Raw genomic sequence first — 18,239 nt, 5'->3', positions numbered from 1 at the left:
CTTGTGTCGCGAAAGGGCTGCAAAGCAGCCCCAAAGGTTCATGCCTCACCACCGGTGGTACACTGTCCGCCACATAGCCTGAATATAAAGAGGGGAGGCCAGGTTGTAGCGCAGCCTGCAGCCTCCCCGAATGTTTCTGGATAAAGCATGAGAATACTGATCATTGGCCCCAGCTGGGTCGGCGACATGGTGATGGCGCAGACCCTGTTCCAGTGCCTCAAACAGCAGCACCCCGACTGCGTGATCGACGTCCTGGCCCCTGAGTGGAGCCGACCGATCCTCGAACGCATGCCCGAGGTGCGCCAGGCCTTGAGCTTCCCGCTCGGCCACGGCGCGCTGGAGCTGGCCACGCGCCGGCGCATCGGCAAGTCGCTGGCCGGCCAGTACGACCAGGCGATCCTGCTGCCCAACTCGCTCAAGTCGGCGCTGGTGCCGTATTTCGCCGGTATCCCCAAGCGCACCGGCTGGCGCGGCGAGATGCGCTACCTGCTGCTCAACGACGTGCGCAAGCTGGACAAGGCCCGCTACCCGCTGATGATCGAGCGCTTCATGGCCCTGGCCTACGCGCCGGATGCCGAGTTGCCCAAGCCTTACCCGCGTCCGAGCCTGCAGATCGAAGCCGCGAGCCGCGAAGCGGCCCTGGCCAAGTTCGGCCTGGCGCTGGACCGCCCGGTGCTGGCGCTGTGCCCGGGCGCCGAGTTCGGCGAGGCCAAGCGCTGGCCGGCCGAGCATTACGCCGAAGTGGCTGACGCGATGATTCGCCAGGGCTGGCAGGTGTGGCTGTTCGGCTCGAAGAACGATCATCCGGTGGGCGAGCAGATTCGCGACCGGTTGATCCCCGGGCTGCGCGAGGAATCCTGCAACCTGGCGGGGGAAACCTCCCTGGCCGAGGCCATCGACCTGATGTCCTGTGCCGATGCGGTGGTGTCCAACGATTCGGGCCTGATGCATGTGGCCGCCGCCCTCAACCGCCCTCTGGTGGCGGTGTACGGCTCGACCTCGCCGGGCTTCACCCCGCCGCTGGCCGACCAGGTGGAGGTGGTGCGCACCGGCATCGAGTGCAGCCCCTGCTTCGAACGCACCTGCCGCTTCGGCCACTACAACTGCCTGCGCCTGCTGGAGCCGGCCAAGGTGATCGCCGCGCTGCAGGGCCTGGGCGGGCCGAACCTGATCGATACCGTGGCCGAGGTCGACTGAGTGCGGGTACTGATCATCAAGACCTCGTCGCTGGGCGATGTCATCCACACCCTGCCGGCCCTCACCGACGCCGCCCACGCCATCCCAGGCATCCGTTTCGACTGGGTGGTGGAAGAAGGCTTCGCCGAGATCCCCAGCTGGCATCCGGCGGTCGACCGGGTGATCCCGGTGGCGATACGCCGCTGGCGCAAGAATCTCTGGCAGACGCTCAAGAGCGGCGAATGGAAGGCGTTCAAGCAACGCCTGCGCGAACACAAGTACGACCTGGTGATCGATGCCCAGGGCCTGGTCAAGTCGGCCTGGCTGACGCGCTATGTGAAAGCGCCGGTGGCCGGCCTGGACCGTTACTCGGCCCGCGAGGGCTGGGCCAGCCGCTTCTACGACCGGCGCCTGTCGGTCGCCGTCGGCCAGCACGCCGTGGAGCGCGTGCGCCAGCTGTTCGCCCTGGCCCTGGCCTACGACCTGCCGGAAGGGCTGGGCGACTACGGCCTGGACCTCAACCGCCTGCAACTGCCGCCGGCCGCGCCCTACGTGGTGTTCCTGCACGGCACCACCTGGGCCACCAAGCACTGGCCGGAGGCCTACTGGCGCGAGCTGGCCGAGCGCATGGGCCGGCGCAAGCTGCAGGTGATGCTGCCGTGGGGCAACCCGGCGGAAAAGGCCCGCGCCGAGCGCATTGCCCAAGGCTTGAACAACTGCCAGGTGCTCCCCAAGTTGAACCTGGCCGGCGTCGCCCGCGTGCTGGCGGCGGCCAAGGCCTGCGTGGCGGTGGACACCGGCCTCGGCCACCTGGCCGCCGCGCTGGATGTGCCGACCATCTCGCTGTTCGGCCCCACCAACCCTGGTCTGACTGGCGCCTACGGACGCGCCCAGATCCACCAGGCGAGCGACTTCCCCTGCGCCCCGTGCCTGCAGAAGAAGTGCACCTACAAACCGAGCGCCGAGGACCTGCGCCGGTTCGATCTCAAACGCGAGTGGCCGCTGTGCTTCACTCGCCTGAATCCCGAGCGTGTGGCGGGCCGCTTGAGCGCGCTGCTGCTGGCTGAGGATGTTCGTTGATGCAACTGGCTTTTGTGCTCTACAAGTATTTCCCCTTTGGCGGGCTGCAGCGCGACTTCATGCGCATCGCCCTCGAGTGCCAGAAGCGGGGTCACCAGATCCGCGTGTACACGCTGATCTGGGAAGGTGACATTCCGCCGGGCTTCGAGGTGCTGGTGGCGCCGGTCAAGGCGCTGTTCAACCACCGCCGCAACGAGAAGCTCAGCGCCTGGATGGAAGCCGACCTGGCCAAGCGTCCGGTCGATCGCCTGATCGGCTTCAACAAGATGCCCGGCCTGGACGTCTACTACGCCGCCGACGGCTGTTTCGAGGACAAGGCCCAGACCCTGCGCGGCGGCCTGTACCGCCGCTGGGGCCGTTACCGCCATTTCGCTGAATACGAGCGGGCGGTGTTCGCCAAGGATGCGCATACCGAGATCCTGATGATTTCCGAGGTGCAGCAGCCGCTATTCATCAAGCACTACGGCACCCCCGAGGCGCGCTTCCACCTGCTGCCGCCGGGTATCTCCCAGGACCGCCGCCGCCCGGCCGACGCCGCGACCATTCGCGCCGACTTCCGCCAGGAGTTCGGCCTGGCCGACGATGAATTGCTGCTGGTGCAGATCGGCTCGGGCTTCAAGACCAAGGGGGTGGACCGCAGCCTCAAGGCCCTGGCGGCGTTGCCGTCGGCCCTGCGCAAGCGTACCAAGCTGATGGTCATCGGCCAGGACGACCCCAAGCTGTTTCAGGTGCAAAGCGCGGCGCTCGGCCTGGGCGAGCAGGTGCAGTTCCTCAAGGGCCGCAGCGACATTCCGCGTTTTCTGCTCGGTGCCGACCTGCTGATCCACCCGGCCTACAACGAGAACACCGGGACCGTGCTGCTCGAAGCGCTGGTCGCCGGGTTGCCGGTGCTGGTGTCCAAGGTCTGTGGCTATGCCCACTACATCGCCGAGGCCGATAGCGGCCTGGTGCTGGACGAGCCGTTCGAGCAGGAGCAGTTGAACCGCTACCTGCAACGCATGCTCGAAGACGCCGGGGCCCGCGCGGCCTGGTCGGACCACGGTGTGGCCTTCGCCGAGACCGCCGACCTGTACAGCATGCCGCAGCATGCCGCCGATGTGATCCTCGGTCAGGAGACCGCATGAAGCTGATACTGGCCGAACCGTTCAAGCGCCTGTGGGTCGGGCGCGATCCCTTCGAGGCCGTCGAGGCCCTGCAGGGCGAGGTGTACCGCGAGCTGGAAGGCCGCCGCACCCTGCGCACCGAGGTCGATGGCGCGGGCTTCTTCGTCAAGATCCACCGCGGCATCGGCTGGGGCGAGATCTTCAAGAACCTGTTCAGCGCCAAGCTGCCGGTGCTCGGCGCCGGCCAGGAATGGCGGGCCATCCAGCGCCTGCATGAAGCCGGTGTGCCGACCATGACCGCGGTGGCCTACGGCGAGCGTGGCAGCAATCCGGCCACCCAGCACTCGTTCATCGTTACCGAGGAGCTGGCGCCCACTGTCAGCCTGGAAGACTTCAGCATCGACTGGGTCAAGCAGCCGCCAGCGCCGCGCCTGAAGCGCGCGCTGATCGCCGAAGTGGCGAAGATGACCGGCGGCATGCACCGCGCCGGGGTCAACCACCGCGACTGTTACATCTGCCACTTCCTGCTGCACACCGACCGCCCGGTGACGCCGGAAGACTTCAAACTGTCGGTGATCGACCTGCACCGCGCCCAGACCCGGGCGAAGATCACCCGTCGCTGGCGCGACAAGGACCTGGCCGCCCTGTATTTCTCGGCCCTGGACATCGGCCTGACCCGCCGCGACAAGCTGCGCTTCCTGCGCGGCTACTTCCAGCGCCCGTTGCGCCAGGTGCTCAAGGACGAAGCCGCGCTGCTCGCCTGGCTGGAGCGCAAGGCGCAGAAACTCTACGACCGCAAGCAACGTTACGGGGACGCACTCTGATGGCGAGCTGGAACCTGGCGCCCGAGTATGCGCACCTGGCGGCCGATTTCGGCAGTATCGACGCGGTGTTCGCCCTCCAGGGCGAGCGCCTGACCCGCGACCCGCTGAGCGAGGTCATCCGCATCGAGCGCGATGGCGTCAACTACTACGTCAAGCGCTACACCGGCGCCGGCAAGCACATGCGCCGCTACCTGGGCCGACCCAGGGTCAAGGCCGAATGGCAGAACCTCAAGCAGTTCGCCAAGTGGGGCATCCCCACCGCCGATGTGGTCGCCTGGGGGCTCGAGCGCCAGGGCCTGGCCTTTGGCCGCGGGGCGATGATCACCCGCGAGCTGCCGCGCACCGAAGACCTCTCGGCGTTGGCCGAACGCAATGATCCGCGCCTGCGCGACGCCGCCTGGGTCGATCACGTCAGCCGCCAGCTGGCACGTCACACTCGTGTGATGCACGATCACCACTTCGCCCATAACGACCTTAAATGGCGCAACCTGCTGGTCGACGACCAGGGCACGCTATTCTTCATCGACTGCCCGACCGGCGACTTCTGGCGCGGCTTCATGCTGCGCCACAGGCTGATCAAGGACCTGGCGTGCCTGGACAAGGTGGCCAAGTACCACCTGTCGGCGACCCAGCGTCTGCGCTTCTACCTGCAGTACCGCGGACACGCGCGTCTGAACGCCCGTGACAAGAAGCGCATTCGCCAGGTGCTGGGCTTTTTCGAGGGAAGGGAATGACCGATTACCTGGCCAGTGCCGACCAGGCGCTGCTGCAACGCCACGGGCTGAGCGACTTCGAGGCGCTGTGGGCCCTGCAGCTGGATGCCGTGGACGAACCCAATACCGGCCGTGGCGGCTGGAGCAGCGTGTTCCGCCTGGAGCTCGAGGGCAAGGGTTTCTACCTCAAGCGCCAGAGCGACTACTTCACCCGCAGCCTGCAGCGGCCCTTTGGCGAGCCGACCTTCGCCCGGGAGTTTCGCAACATCAGCCGCTACCAGAAGCTCGAGATTCCCGCGCTGCAGGCGGTCTTCTATGGCGAGCGCAAGCAGGGTGGCGAGCACCGGGCGATCCTCATGACCCGGGCGCTGGACGAGTGGACCGACCTTGAGCAACTGCTCGGCCGCTGGGCGCAGATGGACGCGTCGCAGCACCAGGCGATCCTCCAGGCCTGTGGACGGCTGGCCCGCACCCTGCACGCCGCCGGGCAGATGCACGGCTGCTTCTACCCCAAGCACATCTTCCTGCGTGAGCGCCGCGAGGGCTGGCAGGCCCAGCTGATCGACCTGGAAAAGACCCGTCCGTTGCTGTTTGGCATGCGTGACCGGGTCAAGGACCTCGAGCCGTTGCTGCGCCGCGCCCGGGCCTGGGACGAGGCCGATGTGCGCATGCTGCTGGCGGCTTATCTGGAGCAGCCGGCGGACAGCGCCCCGGTATCCACCTGGCTGCAACGCCTGACCCAACGCCGTCGTCACAAAGAGGCCCGCTGATGCGCCTGTCCGAATTGAAGGCGGCCGGGCGCAGCCCGAGCCTGCCGCTGACCGTCACCCTCGCCGACGCCGCGGGCAGCGCCGACCTGCAGTTGCTCAGCCTGTTGCGCGTGCTGCCGGGCCAGCGTTATGTCGGCGCGGGTATCTGGCGTGGCACCAAGGTGCTGGCCAAGTTGCTGGTCGGTGGCAATGCCGCCCGGCATTTCCAGCGTGAGCGCGATGGCGCCCTGCTGATGGCCGAGCAAGGCCTGACCACTCCACGCCTGCTGGCCGATGGCCTCAAGGAAGGCGAGGGCGGCTGGCTGTTGTTCGAATACCTCGACCATGCCGAAAGCCTGGGCGACGCCTGGGCCCGGGTGGAGCAACTGCCGATGCTGGCCGACGAGCAGCACCTGGTGCTGGGCGAGGCCCTCACCGCCGTGGCGCAGATGCACGCCAAGGGCCTGTGGCAGGAAGACCTGCACCTGGATAACCTGCTGCGCCAGGATGGCCAGCTGTACCTGATCGACGGCGCGGGCATCAAGGCCGAGACGCCCGGCCAGCAACTGTCGCGCCAGCGCGTGCTGGAGAACCTCGGGGTGTTCTTCGCCCAGTTGCCCAAGCGCCTGGAGCCGTTCATCGAGGAAGCGCTGGTGCACTACGTGCTGGCCAATGCCGAGCACGCGCTGCCGCTGGAAGCGCTGCACAAGCAGGTGGACAAGGTGCGCGCTTGGCGCCTGAAGGACTACCTGGACAAGGCCGGCCGCGAATGCACGCTGTTCAGCGTCGAGCGCAACCTGTCCGGGCTGCGGGCGATTTGCCGCAACGAGCTCGAAGCGATGCGTCCGGTGCTGGAGCAGGCCGATGCGCTGATCGACCAGGGCCATCTGTACAAGACCGGTGGCGCGGCCAGCGTGGCGCGTATCGAGGTAGCCGGGCGCACGTTGGTGCTCAAGCGCTACAACATCAAGAACACCGCCCACTGGTTCAAGCGCTTCTGGCGCCCGAGCCGGGCTTGGCATTCGTGGATCGAAGGCCATCGCCTGACGTTTCTCGACATCGCCACGCCTCGCCCCCTGGCGGTGCTGGAGCAGCGGGTGATGGGGCTGCGCAGCACGGCCTACCTGGTGACCGAGTACGCCGATGGGCCGGACCTGATCGAATGCTTCGCACCCTACGTGGAAAGCGGCGAGGCGCCCGACGAGCAGGTCGAGGCCTTGATACGGGTGATGCAGCAGCTGATCCGCGAGCGTATCAGCCATGGCGACTTCAAGGGCCACAACCTGTTCTGGCAGGACGGCCAATGGTCGCTGATCGACCTCGACGCCATGTGCCAGCACGCCACCCAGCTCAGCTTCGCCCCGGCCTTCGCCCGGGACCGGGCGCGGCTGCTGCGCAACTGGCCGAGTGGCAGCGCGTTGCACCAGCGCCTCGATCAGTTGCTTCCAAGGCTTGGGGAGTAAACCGGGGGCAGCTCGAGCCATTCGCTGCTGCGTCCGGTCTGGCGCACGCGGATCTGCCATCGTCGCTCGTGCCAGCGCAGGATTGCCCAGGGGTTACCGCCGAGCTCGCGTTGGCCTGCGATTATCAAGTGATAGTGGTTGTCCAGCAGGTGCAGACGCAGTGGCAGCGCGTGACTGCTCAGCCGCAGGTACAGGCCGTTGCTGCCTTGGTACAACCCAAGCGCCTCGCCATGCTTGACACCAGCGGGGATTGAGCTGAGCCGGCAATTGTCGAGCAGCGCCTGCAGGTCTGGCAGGCCGTCATGCCACACTAACGGTGAGTCGACGACCCATTCGCCGTCCTTGCGTCGTTTCACTGGCACCTTGGTGTAGGCGTCCGGTTTGCGCGGATCGATCACTCGCCAGCGATAGCCATCGTACGAGACCTGGTAGGTGCGTTCTTCGCTGTTCTTTATGAAGTAGAACGTCAGCCCTGGGTAAGGCGAAGGTTGTTCATAGATGCCCTCTTTGTGAATGCCATCGACCCGGTAACGCAATGTGCTGGTATCTACAGGCTTGGCCAGTTCCAGGGGCAGTTTAAGCACGGGTGTCGGTGGCATGCCACGGATCGCCCGACGCACCACGGAAGACCCGTTTATGCTGTTGATGCCGTCGCTGGTGTGGGTAAAGGCCTCGACCATATGCTTGAGCACGCCGATGCGGTCTGCTTCACGGCAAGACTTCTCCAGGTCCAGCACCGAGAGCACTGCTCGCCCGAACGACAAGGCGGTGAGCGCGGGGTTGGGCAATACCAGGCTGAGCAGGTCGAGCGTGATCCACAGCACATGCATGCTCATCTCTCCCAACAGTTCAAGCTTGGTGTTGGTGGCTGAATCCACTGCGCTGAGTGCGGCGCTCACTTCGGCCCGATAGCGGGCCTGCTGGAAATCCCCGACGATCCGAGGTGTGTTCACCCGCGCCCCCAGCCCGCCCTTGAGCAACCAGCGCTCGATCGCATCGCGGTCGGCCAGTGGCACGCGGTCCTTCACATACTCGCGCAGAGCGGGCTGGTCGCGCAGTGTCCTGAGCAGATGCCGGGCGTTGCGAAATTCCCGCCAGGATCTTCGGTCCGGCGCGTCGGGGGTGTACACAACTAAACGATGCACGCCAGGGGTATCGGGTGTCACCAGCAAAACGCCGTGGACCGTGTGGCTGTTTATCAACCACTGACGGACACTGCCGCTCGGGCGTTGTCTACTGTCCGGATGGTCGATTGCTGTTTTCGTCCATGTGTAACCACGCTCAAAAGGGTCCTCCAGAAAGTGGCCGGCATAGCGCGCCTTGGCCGCTTCGGCACGCATGCGCGCCCTGCTTATGGCGACAAAGCACGCTTGGCGCCACTGCCCGGCGGGTGAATCGAGCAGGTGCGTGCGCAGATACTGGCTGTAGCGTTCGCCCACGTTCAGGGTGCGTATTATGTGCTTGATCTGGCGCGGCGTGATCTGCGGCACTTGGCTGCCGTCTTTGCGGTGCACGCGTGCTGTGAGCCAATAGTCCACGTCGATCCAGCCGATGTTGAGCCTGGCCAACTGGTCGAGGCGGTAGGTCCGTGATACCAGTTCCACCGTGTCGCCCACTTGCCGGCGACTGGCTACGGGTACGTAGCCGGTGGTGAGCCCAGGATGCAGCATCGGTCCCTGTTGCCGGGCCAGCGTCACGCTGACGTAGATCTCAAGTGGATCGGTATCGAACTGGTATTGATGACGCATTGCAGCGCGCAGTTGCCCGCAGGTCCAGGCGTTCAAGTCATGCTCGTCGAGAAATTGCTCATGGTTCAGAATCCCTGGTGCGGCCGCCTGGTCGATGGCTATCACCAGCTCCTGCAGGGTCTGCATGATATGCGTCAGGCCTTGCGTAGACGCGTTCTTCAGCCAGGCGGGTGAGTTTCTTTCCAGCAACAGCCCATAGCGGGTTTGCAGGGCTGACCGGCTGTCGGCCCAGGGCAACAGGTCACCAGCCTCGGCGACGCGTGCGCGCAGGGTTGGCCAGTCGACCGGGCTTTGTAGCGCCGCATTCTCCCAGACCAGGACCAGACGGGCGTGTTGTCCGTCGATGAGGGATTGCGCCTGGGCCTGCACCAGGTCGTCGTTGAACCATTCATAGCGTAAGCGCTCTGCGTTACGGGCCAGGTCGCGATCTCTTTTGCTGGTGATATGCCGCAACAGTGCGCGGCTCTGCTGCGGGTCGTCGAGCCGCTCGCACAGCTCGGCATGCAATTGCCCCAGGTCTTCGAACGCTTCTATGCCATGCGACAGGCTGCACAATAGAGCGTGGTTGCTGGTTTGCCGGGGATCGGGCGTGCCCCCCTCGGGACCGCCTTCGACGATCACGAATACGCCGGGCAGGTATTTGCGCCAGTGGGGGGGGGCGATATCCAGCAGTGGGCGATAGACCTGCGGCCGTTGAGCCTCAGGCAGGTGTTGGCGTTGCCAGGGCAACGGCATCTGCACACACGTTTCGAGCAATTCGGCATGGTTCGAGCCGAGTGTGTGGTCATCTAGACGCAAGGTGACCTGGGCAAGCAATTGCTGGCGAAGCAATGCGACCAACCGAGTCTGGCGACTCTCTGCACCGCTGCCCGTTTCGAGCCAGTAGCCGGAAAGGCTGGCAAAAAAACGCTGGCGGGCGTTAAGCCAGCCCAGCGAGGCATCAGGGTAGGGTGGCGAGGCGAGCAGGGTACCCAGCTGTTGGTCGAAAGATTGGAAATGTTGCAGGCTCATGCAGTCCGCTCCGAGGTGATGAAGCGGTGAAGCTTGGCGTGCGTGGCGGCGACGGACGTGTTAGCCGATTACCTCATCTGCGCAGGAGAGCACGAAACCCCAGCAGCGCCGGTACGCCCAACCCCAGCCATGAAAGGACGTCCCAGGCGCCGTCGCCAAGCAAGGCTGCGAACAGCCCTGCCGCGCTCAGTGCCGCGATCACGCTTGGCCATGCGAAAATACGCCCGGTAGTCTGCGACTGGTGGCTCACGGTTTGGTCCTCTGTGGTTTGCGCTGCTTGCTCCACCAGAGGTACAGGCCGCTGACGAGCACAATGATGGTCAGTGCATCGAGCAAGGCCCAGAGTATCTGCATTGGCCGGCCGCCGTAGTCACCGAAATGCAGGGGTTGGGACAGGCCCATTGCATCCATGTACCAAGGACGATCACCCACGGCCGTCACCTCGAGGGTGCGCGCGTCGATCAGGATCGGCGTGAACAGGTGCGAGGTCAGGTTCGTGGCGCCATTCATGAACACCGCATAGTGGTGCTCGCTGGAGAAGCGCGTGCCGGGGAAGGCGATGAAGTCAGGACGCATGCCGGGCGCGGCCTGTTCGGCGATCTTCAGCAACTGCGTGGCCGGGGCGCGTTCGGTGAGCGGCGGTGCGTCGCGGTAGGGCGCGACCATCGCCGCCAGGCTGTCGTTGCGCCAGGCGGCGATCACCAAGTCGGACAGGGCGCTGATCACCCCGGTGATGCCGACCACCAGGGCCCAGGTCAGGGTGACCACGCCGATCAGGTTGTGCAGGTCCAGCCAGCGCAGGCGCCGCGACTTGTCGTGGCGGACCGTGGCGAAGCGCAGGCGACGCATGAACGGCGCGTAGAGCACGGTACCGGAGACGATGGCGACAATGAACAGCACCCCCATGAACGCCAACAGCAGCTTGCCGGGCAACCCGGCGAACATATCCACGTGCAGGCGCAGCATCAGCATAATGAAGCCGCCGTTGGCCGCCGGCATGGCCACGGCCTCGCCGGAGCGCGCGTCGAGCATGAAGGTGTGCGAATCGTCGGGGTGGGTGCCGGCGGTGGCGGCCATGATCGCCACCACGCCGTTGGGCTCGTCCTCTTCGTAGCCGAAGTACTGCATCACCTCGCCGGGGCGGTGCTGTTCGGCCTTGAGCACCAGCTGCTGCAGGTCCAGGTGCGGGGTGCCTGCGGGCATCTCGCGCAGCTGCGGCGCGTCGCCAAGCAAGTGCTCCAGCTCATGGTGGAAGATCAGCGGCAGGCCGGTAAGGGCGAGCAGCAGCAGGAACAGCGTGCAGACCAGGCTGCTCCAGGTGTGGATCGCTGACCAGCGGCGGATGGTTTGGCTTTTCATCACGGTTCCTTACACGATCGCAGGTCAAGCCGCTCCCACGATCCGCAGGAACAGGCTTGACCCGTGATGGCCACTCAGAACTTGTAGGTGGCGCTGGCGACGACACTGCGTTGGTCGCCGTAGTAGCAGTAGTAGCCGTCGCAGGTGGACAGGTAGTCCTTGTTCAGCAGGTTGCTGGCGTTGATCGCCACCGAGGCGCCCTTGAGGCTGTTGTCCAGGCGGCCCAGGTCGTAGTGCACGGCGGCGTCGAACACTGTGTAGGCCTTGCTCTTGCCAAGCCAGGTGTTGGCTTCGTCACCGTAGCGGTTGCCGGTGTAGCGTGCGCCCAGGCCAATGCCGAAGCCGTCAAGCACACCGGTATGCCAGGTGTAGTCGGTCCACAGGGAGGCCTGCTGGTTGGGCATTTGTTGCAGGCGGTTGCCTTTGTACGGCCCTTTCTGGACTTCGGATTTGGCCAGGGTGTAGGCGGCGATCACTTTCAGGTTGTCGGTGACGTCGGAGACGGCTTCCAGCTCCAGGCCGTGGACTTTCACTTCGCCAGTCTGGCTGGTGACCGGTGTGCCACCGATGTTGTTGGTGACCTGGACGTTCTTCTGGGTCAGGTCGTACACCGCGGCAGAGAGCAGGGTGTTGGAGCCCGGTGGCTGGTACTTGATGCCCAGCTCCCATTGCTCGCCTTCGGTCGGCTTGAACGTCTTCTGCGGGTCCGCGTCTGCGCTGCTGGCCGGCTGGAAGGATTCTGCATAGGACAGGTAGGGCACCAGGCCGGAGTCGAAGACGTAGCTGATCGCCGCGTTGCCACTGAACTTGCTATCGCGCTGGGTGTTGGTGGCATCACCCTTGTTGAAGAACTTGGTGCCGGTGTGAACCCAGTCCTGTCGCCCGCCCAGGGTCAGGCGCCAGTTGTCGAGTGCCATCTGGTCCTGGATATAGAGGCCGGTCTGCACCGTCTTCTGGTTGTAATCGTAATAGGCAGAGGAGCGAGCGGGGCGGGTGATCGGCAGGCCATGGGCCGGGTTGTTGACGTCGATCGGCGGTAAGTCGAAACCATAGATCGCCAGGTAGTCGTGATTGGTGCGCTGGTGATCCAGGCCAATCAACACGGTATGGCTGACGGAACCGGTGGCGAAGTCGGCCTGGAAGTTGTTGTCGACCGCGAACTGGCCGATATTTTCCTCGGTGTTGGTGGACATGCGATTGGCAATGCCATCATCGGTGACCGGGGGAAAGTCTTTGTTGTAGCTGCTGACCGTGATTGTCTGGAACGAAAGCTCCGACTTGGTGTAACGCAGATTCTGGCGGAACTGCCAGACATCGTTGAAACGATGCTCGAAGGCATAGCCCAGCGCGTAATAGGTGCGGTCGTAGTAGTCGTAATCCGGGTCACCCAGGTTCTTGTGGCGGGAGACCTTGCCGAACGGCATGTCGATCTTGGTGCCTTGAATCGGGTAGAACTGGCTGGTGGCACCGGTATCGTCGCGGGTGAACTGGCTGAGGAAGGTCAGCGAGGTGTCTTCGTCGATGTTCCAGGTCAGGCTCGGGGCGATGTTGTAGCGCTTGTTGTCGATATGGTCGATCTGCGTGCCGCTGTCGCGTACCACGCCGCTGACGCCATAAAGGAACTGGCCCTGCTCGTCGAGCTTGCCGGTGCTGGCGAAGTTGATCTGGCGGTGGTTGTCGCTGCCGTACTGCAGTTGAATCTCGTGGCTGCTCTCGGTCTGGGGGCGGCGGCTGACCATGTCGAGCAAACCGCCGGGCGGGGTCTGGCCATACACGGATGAGGCTGGGCCCCGCAGCAGCGCAAGGCGGTCGAGGTTCCAGGTTTCAGCTTTCGGGTTGGCATACACGCCGCGGGGCAGGGGCAGGCCGTCGAGGAACTGGGTCGGTTCGAAGCCGCGCACGCGCATCCAGTCATAGCGGGTATCGCTGCCGAAACTGGCCGAGACGATGCCCGGCATGTACTTCACCGCGTCATCCAGGCTTTGCACGCCGCGGTCGCTCATCTGCTGGCGGGTGGCGACGGAAATGGAGCGTGGGACCTCGACCAGCGCTGTGTCGGTCTTAGTGCCGGCGGCGGTGCGCTTGGCGGTGTAGCCTTCCACCGGGCCCCAGGCGCTCTCGAAGCTGCTGCTGGCGTTGATGTTGGTCTCCGGCAGCGCCAGGCTGCCTTCGTTCACTGCCACCAGGCTGTAGCTGCCGGCGCTGCTCTGCTGCAGCTGCAGGCCGGTACCGCGCAGCGCGGCCTGCAGGGCACCGACAGCGTCGTACTGGCCACTGACGGGTGCCGAATTGCGCCCGCTGACCAGTGCCGGATCCAGCGCCAGGGCGATCCCGGCCTGGCTGGCGATCTGGTTCAGGGTGCTGGCCAGCGGCGCGCTGGGCAGGTCGTAGGCACGCGGGGCGGCCTGTTCGGCGGCGAACAGGGTGGTGCTGACCAACGGGGCGGCCAGGCCGATGGCCAGGGCCATCAGGCTGGGGCGAAGCAAAGCATCAACGGCACGGGACATGCAGCGGCTCCTCGACGAAATAGTGCTGACTGCTTCCTTGCCGAGCGAGATTGGGAAAGTGACAGGGGGCTTTGAAAAAATTTCGACTGATTTGCAGAAGCCTTTGGAAGCCGGCAAGCCGGCTTTCACAAAGGGCAGTGTGGCTGAAGCTATTTGGCGCTAACGGTGACCCACCACGGCGTACGCCGCTCGATCTTCACCGGCAGCGCCGGTTGCAGCGAGGCGAGGGCCAGGTCGGTGTCGGTCAGCGGGAAGCTGCCGCTCACGCGCAGGTCGGCGACTTCGTCGCTGACACCCAGGTGGCCGCTGCGGTACTGTCCGAGCGCTGCCACCAGGTCGGCCAGGCGCACGTTGTCCACCACCAGCATGCCGCGGGTCCAGGCATCGCTGCCGACCGCCACGGAGCCGACCCGGCCCAGGCCGTCTGCGTTCATCAGCACCTGCTGGCCTTCGCGCAGCACCTGCTCGTCGCCACTGTTCTGCGGCTTGGCGGCCACCGAGGCCTGCAGTACCTCCAGGCGCGTGCCGGCCTCCTCGCGCTTGACCAGGAAGCGCGTGCCCAGCGGGCGCAGGCGGCCATCCTCGGTGCGCACCAGCAGCGGACGGCTGTCCTTGTGGCCGGTCTCCACCGAGATCTCGCCGCGGTGCAGCACGATCAGCCGCTGCTCGCCCCGGAAGTCGATATCCACCGCGCTGCGGCTGTTCAAGCTCAGCAAGGTGCCGTCCTCCAGGCGCAGGGTGCGCATCTCGCCGGTGCCGGTGCGCTGGTCGGCCAGCCAGTAGGTCGGCGACAGGGTCGGCGCTGCGGTCCAGGCAAGTAGCCCGCCGAGCAGCAGCATGCCGGCCAGGCCGCCAAGGCGCTGGCGCAACCCGGCCCTTGATTGCAGCAGGGTGTGGCGTACCGGGCCGGCGGCGGCGTTGACGCGCCGGTCGAGCATGCCCAGTTGCAGCCAGGCGCGGGCGTGTTCCTCGTTGGCGGCGTGCCAGCGCATGAATTCGTTGCGTTCGTCCGGGGTACCGCTACCTTCGTCCAGGCACAGCTTCCAGGCGATGGCCGCTTCCAGCACCTGGCTGGAGACCGGGGCGTGGTTCATGTCGGTTCTCCGTAGAGAGCGACATAGCACTGGCGCAGGCCTTGGGCGAGGTACTGGCGCACGCGGGACACCGACACCCCGAGGCGCTCGGCGATTTCGGCGTGGCCCAGCCCGTCCAGGCGGCTGTACAGGAAGGCCGCGCGGGCCTTGCTCGACAGCTTGCCCAACAGGCGGTCGATAGCCTTGAGATCCTCGAGGATCAGGTGCTGTTGCTCGGGCGATGGGTGTTCGGCCTCGGGCAGCAGGGCCAGCTCGGCGAGGTAGGCCTGCTCGAGGGCGGCGCGGCGGAAGTGGTCGAACAACAGGCCCTTGGCCACGGCGACCAGGAAGGCGCGGGGTTCGCGGGGGGCGTCCAGGCGCTCGCGACCGAGCAGGCGCACGAAGGTGTCCTGGCTCAGGTCTTCGGCGCGCTGACGGCAGGTGGTGCTGCGCTGCAACCAGGCCAACAGCCAGGTGCGATGGTCGCGATACAGCGCTCCGACCAGCTCGGCATGTGGACTGTGCGCAGGCGTCAAGAAGCGATCCCCGAGGAAGAATGCGTTAACTAACGATAATTATTCGCGATTGTGGCAGAGGCGGGGGTGATGGCGCAATTGACGCTTATCGGATTGCCGGCAGCAATCGCAAACGTTTTGCGGTTCTCTTCAGGTGATGTGCAATTCCTGTAGGAGCGTGCATGGATCAGAGGCCGTGATGGTGCGCCTTGCGCCGCCGCCACTGGCGCACCCGCTGCTCTAGCTGCAACGGGCTGTCCAGTTGCTGGCGCCGGGCCTGGCTGAACAGGATCAGCGCCAGCTCCGCGGTCACCTGGGCATCGGCGCTGGCATGGTGGCGGGCCTGGACTTCAAGGCCGAAGCGGGCGATCCAGTCGTCCAGCCCGGCTTCACGCAACACGGTGTCGGGGTTGAGCATCGGCGCTAGCTCCGCCACATCGAGGAACGGATGCTGCAGGCGCAGGCCTAGGCTGTCCTTCAGCGCCCGGGCCAGCATGCGCTGGTCGAACGGGGCGTGGAACGCCAGCACCGGGCTGTCGCCAATGAAGTCCATCAGGTCGAGCAGCGCCTCGGCCGGGTCGCAGCCGGCGGCCAGGGCGCTGGGGCCCAGGCCGTGGATCAGCACGCTGGCGTTGGTCTTCTGCGCGGGCCGGTGCAGGGTGCGCTCGAACGGGCGACCTAGGGCGATGGCGCCGTCCTCGATGGCCACCGCGCCGATCGACAGCACCTGGTCGCGATTGAGATTCAGGCCGCTGGTCTCCAGGTCCAGCACCACCCAGCGCTGTTCACGCAACGAGCACACGCCCAGTGGCGCCGGCCCTGGCAGCAGGGCCAGACGACGACGCTGCGGGGCGGTGAGTTCGGGGGCGGCGGGGCGCCACCAGGGGAACAGGTTCACAGCTGGTACCGCAGCGCCAGGCTGCTTTGCAGGCGCTGGGCCTGGCGCAGCGACTCGCGCAGGATGCGCCGGTCCAGGTGGTTGAGGCTGTCCGGGTCGAGCCGGTTGGAGTAGGGCTGGTTCTCGCGGGTCTGGCGCTGGTGCTGCTGCATGCGGGTCTGCTGGATGAAGTGGTAGGCCTCTTCATAGGCGGCGCCGTCAAGCGGGTCGATGATGCCCTTGGCGATCAGCTGGCGCAGGCGCTCCAGGGTGTTGCAGGCGCTGATGCCATGGGCCAGGGCCAGCAGCCTGGCGCCATCGACGAACGGGGTCAGGCCTTGCACCTTGAGGTCGAGAGTGGCGGCCTTGTCGTCCCCCTGACGGGTCAGCACGAACTCGCGCAGGCGCCCGACCGGTGGTCGTTGGCGCAGGGCATTGTCGGCCATCATGCGCTGGAAGATGCGATTGTCGGCGACCTGCTCCAGCAGGCCCTGGCGCAGCTGTTCGCAGCCTTGCTCGTCGCCCCAGACCACGCGCAGGTCGAAGTAGATGCTCGAGCCCAGCAGGTTCTCGGGGCTCGCCTCGCGCACGAAACCGGCGAAGCGCCGTGTCCACTCGCTGCGCGAGAGGCACAGCTCGGGGTTGCCGGCCATCACATTGCCCTTGCACAGGGTGAATCCACACTGGGCCAGGTTGTGGTTTATCTGCTGGGCCAGCGGCAGCAGCCGGGCACGGATGGCCTCGGCCTCGGCGGCGTCGCGGGCCTCGAAGAGAATGCCGTTGTCCTGGTCGGTGTGCAGCGTCTGCTCGCGGCGGCCTTCGCTGCCGAAGCACAGCCAGCTGAATGGCACGCCCGGGTCGCCGCGCTCGGCGATGACCAGTTCGATCACCCGGCACACGGTATGGTCATTGAGCAGGGTGATGATCTGGGTGATCTGGGTCGAGGACGCGCCGTGGGCGAGCATGCGCTCGACCAGCTGGCCGATCTCGCCGCGCAGCGACACCAGGCTGTCCAGGCGTGGCGCATGGCGGATGGTGCGCGCCAGGTGCACCAGGTCGACACGCTGCAGGGAGAACAGATCGCGTTCGGAGATCACCCCGCACAGGCGCTGGTTGTCCACTAGGCAGACGTGGGCGATGTGCCGCTCGGTCATGGCCATGGCGGCATCGAAGGCGCTGGCCTGGGGGCTTAGGTGGAACGGTCGGGCGGTCATGTAGCGTTCGATCGGCGCGGTCAGCTCGGCACTGGCGTCGGCCACCACCTGGCGCAGGTCGCGCAGGGTGAAGATGCCGATGGGATGGCGCTGGTCGTCGACGATGACGATGCTGCCGACCTGCTGCTCGTGCATCAGCCCCACGGCCTCGCGCAGCGGTGTGTCCGGCGCGCACACCACCGGGTGGCGCAGCGCCAGTTCGCCCAGCGGGGTGTTCAGCGAGTACTGGGTGCCCAGGGTTTCCACGGCGCGCTGGCGCACCTGCTGGTTGACCTGGTCGAGCAGGCTGCTGACTCCTCGCAGGGCGAAGTCGCGGAACACCTCGGACATGGAGAACACGCGGATGAACGCGGCCTTGTCCAGTTGCAGGCAGAAGGTGTCCTCGCCGGCCAGGTGCTCGGTGCGGGTGGCCCGCTCGCCGAGCAACGCGGCCAGCGGGAAACATTCGCCACTGGCGATCTCGAAAGTGGTCTCGGTGCCCGGCTTGGTGACATGGTGGCGCTCGCCGACCACACGGCCCTGCTTGACGATGTAGAAGTGCTCGACCGGGCCGTCGGCAGGCTTGATGATGCTTTCGCCGGCCGCGTGGAAACGCAGCTGGCACTGCTCCACCAGGTAGGCCAGGTGGTTGTGTTCCATCTGGTTGAACGGCGGGAAACGCTGCAGGAATTGCAGGGTGCCCTGGATGTTTTGCAGCACTGCTGTCCTGCCCGCCTGGCTGTAGGCGTCCTTTTTGCTCATGGAACCGACCGCGATAAGTATGTCTGCATATGTAGCGCAGACCTTGTTGTTCTAGGGCTCCATGGTCGGACGACGGCTCTGCGGTG

The 18,239-nt window shown here is 65.8% G+C and carries 15 protein-coding genes; 7 read left to right on the top strand and 8 right to left on the bottom strand.

The window, feature by feature from the left end:
* Positions 1-147 precede the first annotated feature (147 nt).
* Genes waaF through AC25M7_RS21040 form a run of 7 tightly spaced genes read left to right on the top strand, consistent with a single transcriptional unit; the run spans position 148 to position 7,108 of the window.
* Complete coding sequence (waaF, locus tag AC25M7_RS21070) at positions 148-1,197, top strand: lipopolysaccharide heptosyltransferase II (protein ID WP_028689091.1); 1,050 nt, start codon at positions 148-150, stop codon at positions 1,195-1,197.
* Positions 1,198-2,256 carry a lipopolysaccharide heptosyltransferase I gene (gene waaC, locus AC25M7_RS21065; protein ID WP_486971418.1) on the top strand — a complete coding sequence of 353 codons (1,059 nt, stop codon included), beginning with the start codon at positions 1,198-1,200 and terminating at the stop codon, positions 2,254-2,256.
* Positions 2,256-3,380: a glycosyltransferase family 4 protein gene (locus AC25M7_RS21060; protein WP_028689089.1), complete on the top strand. Its 1,125-nt coding sequence runs from the start codon at positions 2,256-2,258 to the stop codon at positions 3,378-3,380. The genes waaC and AC25M7_RS21060 overlap by 1 nt, the downstream gene beginning before the upstream one ends.
* A complete protein-coding gene (gene rfaP, locus AC25M7_RS21055; protein WP_028689088.1) occupies positions 3,377-4,183 on the top strand; it encodes a lipopolysaccharide core heptose(I) kinase RfaP in 807 nt (268 codons plus the stop codon). The genes AC25M7_RS21060 and rfaP overlap by 4 nt, the downstream gene beginning before the upstream one ends.
* Positions 4,183-4,917: a lipopolysaccharide kinase InaA family protein gene (locus AC25M7_RS21050; RefSeq protein ID WP_028689087.1), complete on the top strand. Its 735-nt coding sequence runs from the start codon at positions 4,183-4,185 to the stop codon at positions 4,915-4,917. The genes rfaP and AC25M7_RS21050 overlap by 1 nt, the downstream gene beginning before the upstream one ends.
* Positions 4,914-5,666: a lipopolysaccharide kinase InaA family protein gene (locus tag AC25M7_RS21045; protein WP_062362889.1), complete on the top strand. Its 753-nt coding sequence runs from the start codon at positions 4,914-4,916 to the stop codon at positions 5,664-5,666. The genes AC25M7_RS21050 and AC25M7_RS21045 overlap by 4 nt, the downstream gene beginning before the upstream one ends.
* Positions 5,666-7,108 carry a lipopolysaccharide kinase InaA family protein gene (locus AC25M7_RS21040; protein WP_069016549.1) on the top strand — a complete coding sequence of 481 codons (1,443 nt, stop codon included), beginning with the start codon at positions 5,666-5,668 and terminating at the stop codon, positions 7,106-7,108. The genes AC25M7_RS21045 and AC25M7_RS21040 overlap by 1 nt, the downstream gene beginning before the upstream one ends.
* On the opposite strand, the gene AC25M7_RS21035 is transcribed toward AC25M7_RS21040, so the two are convergent.
* The 8 genes from AC25M7_RS21035 to AC25M7_RS21000 all read right to left on the bottom strand — a co-directional run bounded on the left by AC25M7_RS21035 (position 7,081) and on the right by AC25M7_RS21000 (position 18,153).
* Complete coding sequence (locus AC25M7_RS21035; protein WP_486971417.1) at positions 7,081-9,867, bottom strand: dermonecrotic toxin domain-containing protein; 2,787 nt, start codon at positions 9,865-9,867, stop codon at positions 7,081-7,083. The two genes, AC25M7_RS21040 and AC25M7_RS21035, sit on opposite strands and share 28 nt — an antisense overlap.
* A gap of 73 nt (positions 9,868-9,940) precedes the next feature.
* On the bottom strand, positions 9,941-10,117 hold the full coding sequence (locus AC25M7_RS21030; protein WP_139121049.1) for a DUF4175 domain-containing protein: 177 nt from the start codon (positions 10,115-10,117) through the stop codon (positions 9,941-9,943).
* Positions 10,114-11,226: a PepSY-associated TM helix domain-containing protein gene (locus tag AC25M7_RS21025; RefSeq protein ID WP_486971416.1), complete on the bottom strand. Its 1,113-nt coding sequence runs from the start codon at positions 11,224-11,226 to the stop codon at positions 10,114-10,116. The genes AC25M7_RS21030 and AC25M7_RS21025 overlap by 4 nt, the downstream gene beginning before the upstream one ends.
* Before the next feature lie 74 nt (positions 11,227-11,300).
* The gene (locus AC25M7_RS21020; RefSeq protein ID WP_182322278.1) at positions 11,301-13,733 is read right to left on the bottom strand and encodes a TonB-dependent siderophore receptor; all 2,433 of its coding nucleotides are present in this window, start codon (positions 13,731-13,733) and stop codon (positions 11,301-11,303) included.
* 149 nt (positions 13,734-13,882) lie between these two features.
* Positions 13,883-14,827 (bottom strand): FecR domain-containing protein, encoded by a 945-nt coding sequence (locus AC25M7_RS21015; protein WP_062362902.1) that lies wholly within the window; start codon positions 14,825-14,827, stop codon positions 13,883-13,885.
* Positions 14,824-15,342 (bottom strand): RNA polymerase sigma factor, encoded by a 519-nt coding sequence (locus AC25M7_RS21010; protein ID WP_028689080.1) that lies wholly within the window; start codon positions 15,340-15,342, stop codon positions 14,824-14,826. Before AC25M7_RS21010 ends, AC25M7_RS21015 begins: the two co-directional genes overlap by 4 nt.
* A gap of 166 nt (positions 15,343-15,508) precedes the next feature.
* On the bottom strand, positions 15,509-16,219 hold the full coding sequence (locus tag AC25M7_RS21005) for a 3'-5' exonuclease (protein ID WP_062362907.1): 711 nt from the start codon (positions 16,217-16,219) through the stop codon (positions 15,509-15,511).
* The gene (locus AC25M7_RS21000) at positions 16,216-18,153 is read right to left on the bottom strand and encodes a putative nucleotidyltransferase substrate binding domain-containing protein (RefSeq protein ID WP_062362909.1); all 1,938 of its coding nucleotides are present in this window, start codon (positions 18,151-18,153) and stop codon (positions 16,216-16,218) included. The genes AC25M7_RS21005 and AC25M7_RS21000 overlap by 4 nt, the downstream gene beginning before the upstream one ends.
* Positions 18,154-18,239 lie beyond the last annotated feature (86 nt).

This window comes from Pseudomonas sp. P106(2024) (assembly GCF_057480815.1).
This window is presented reverse-complemented; position numbering and strand designations above follow the sequence as displayed.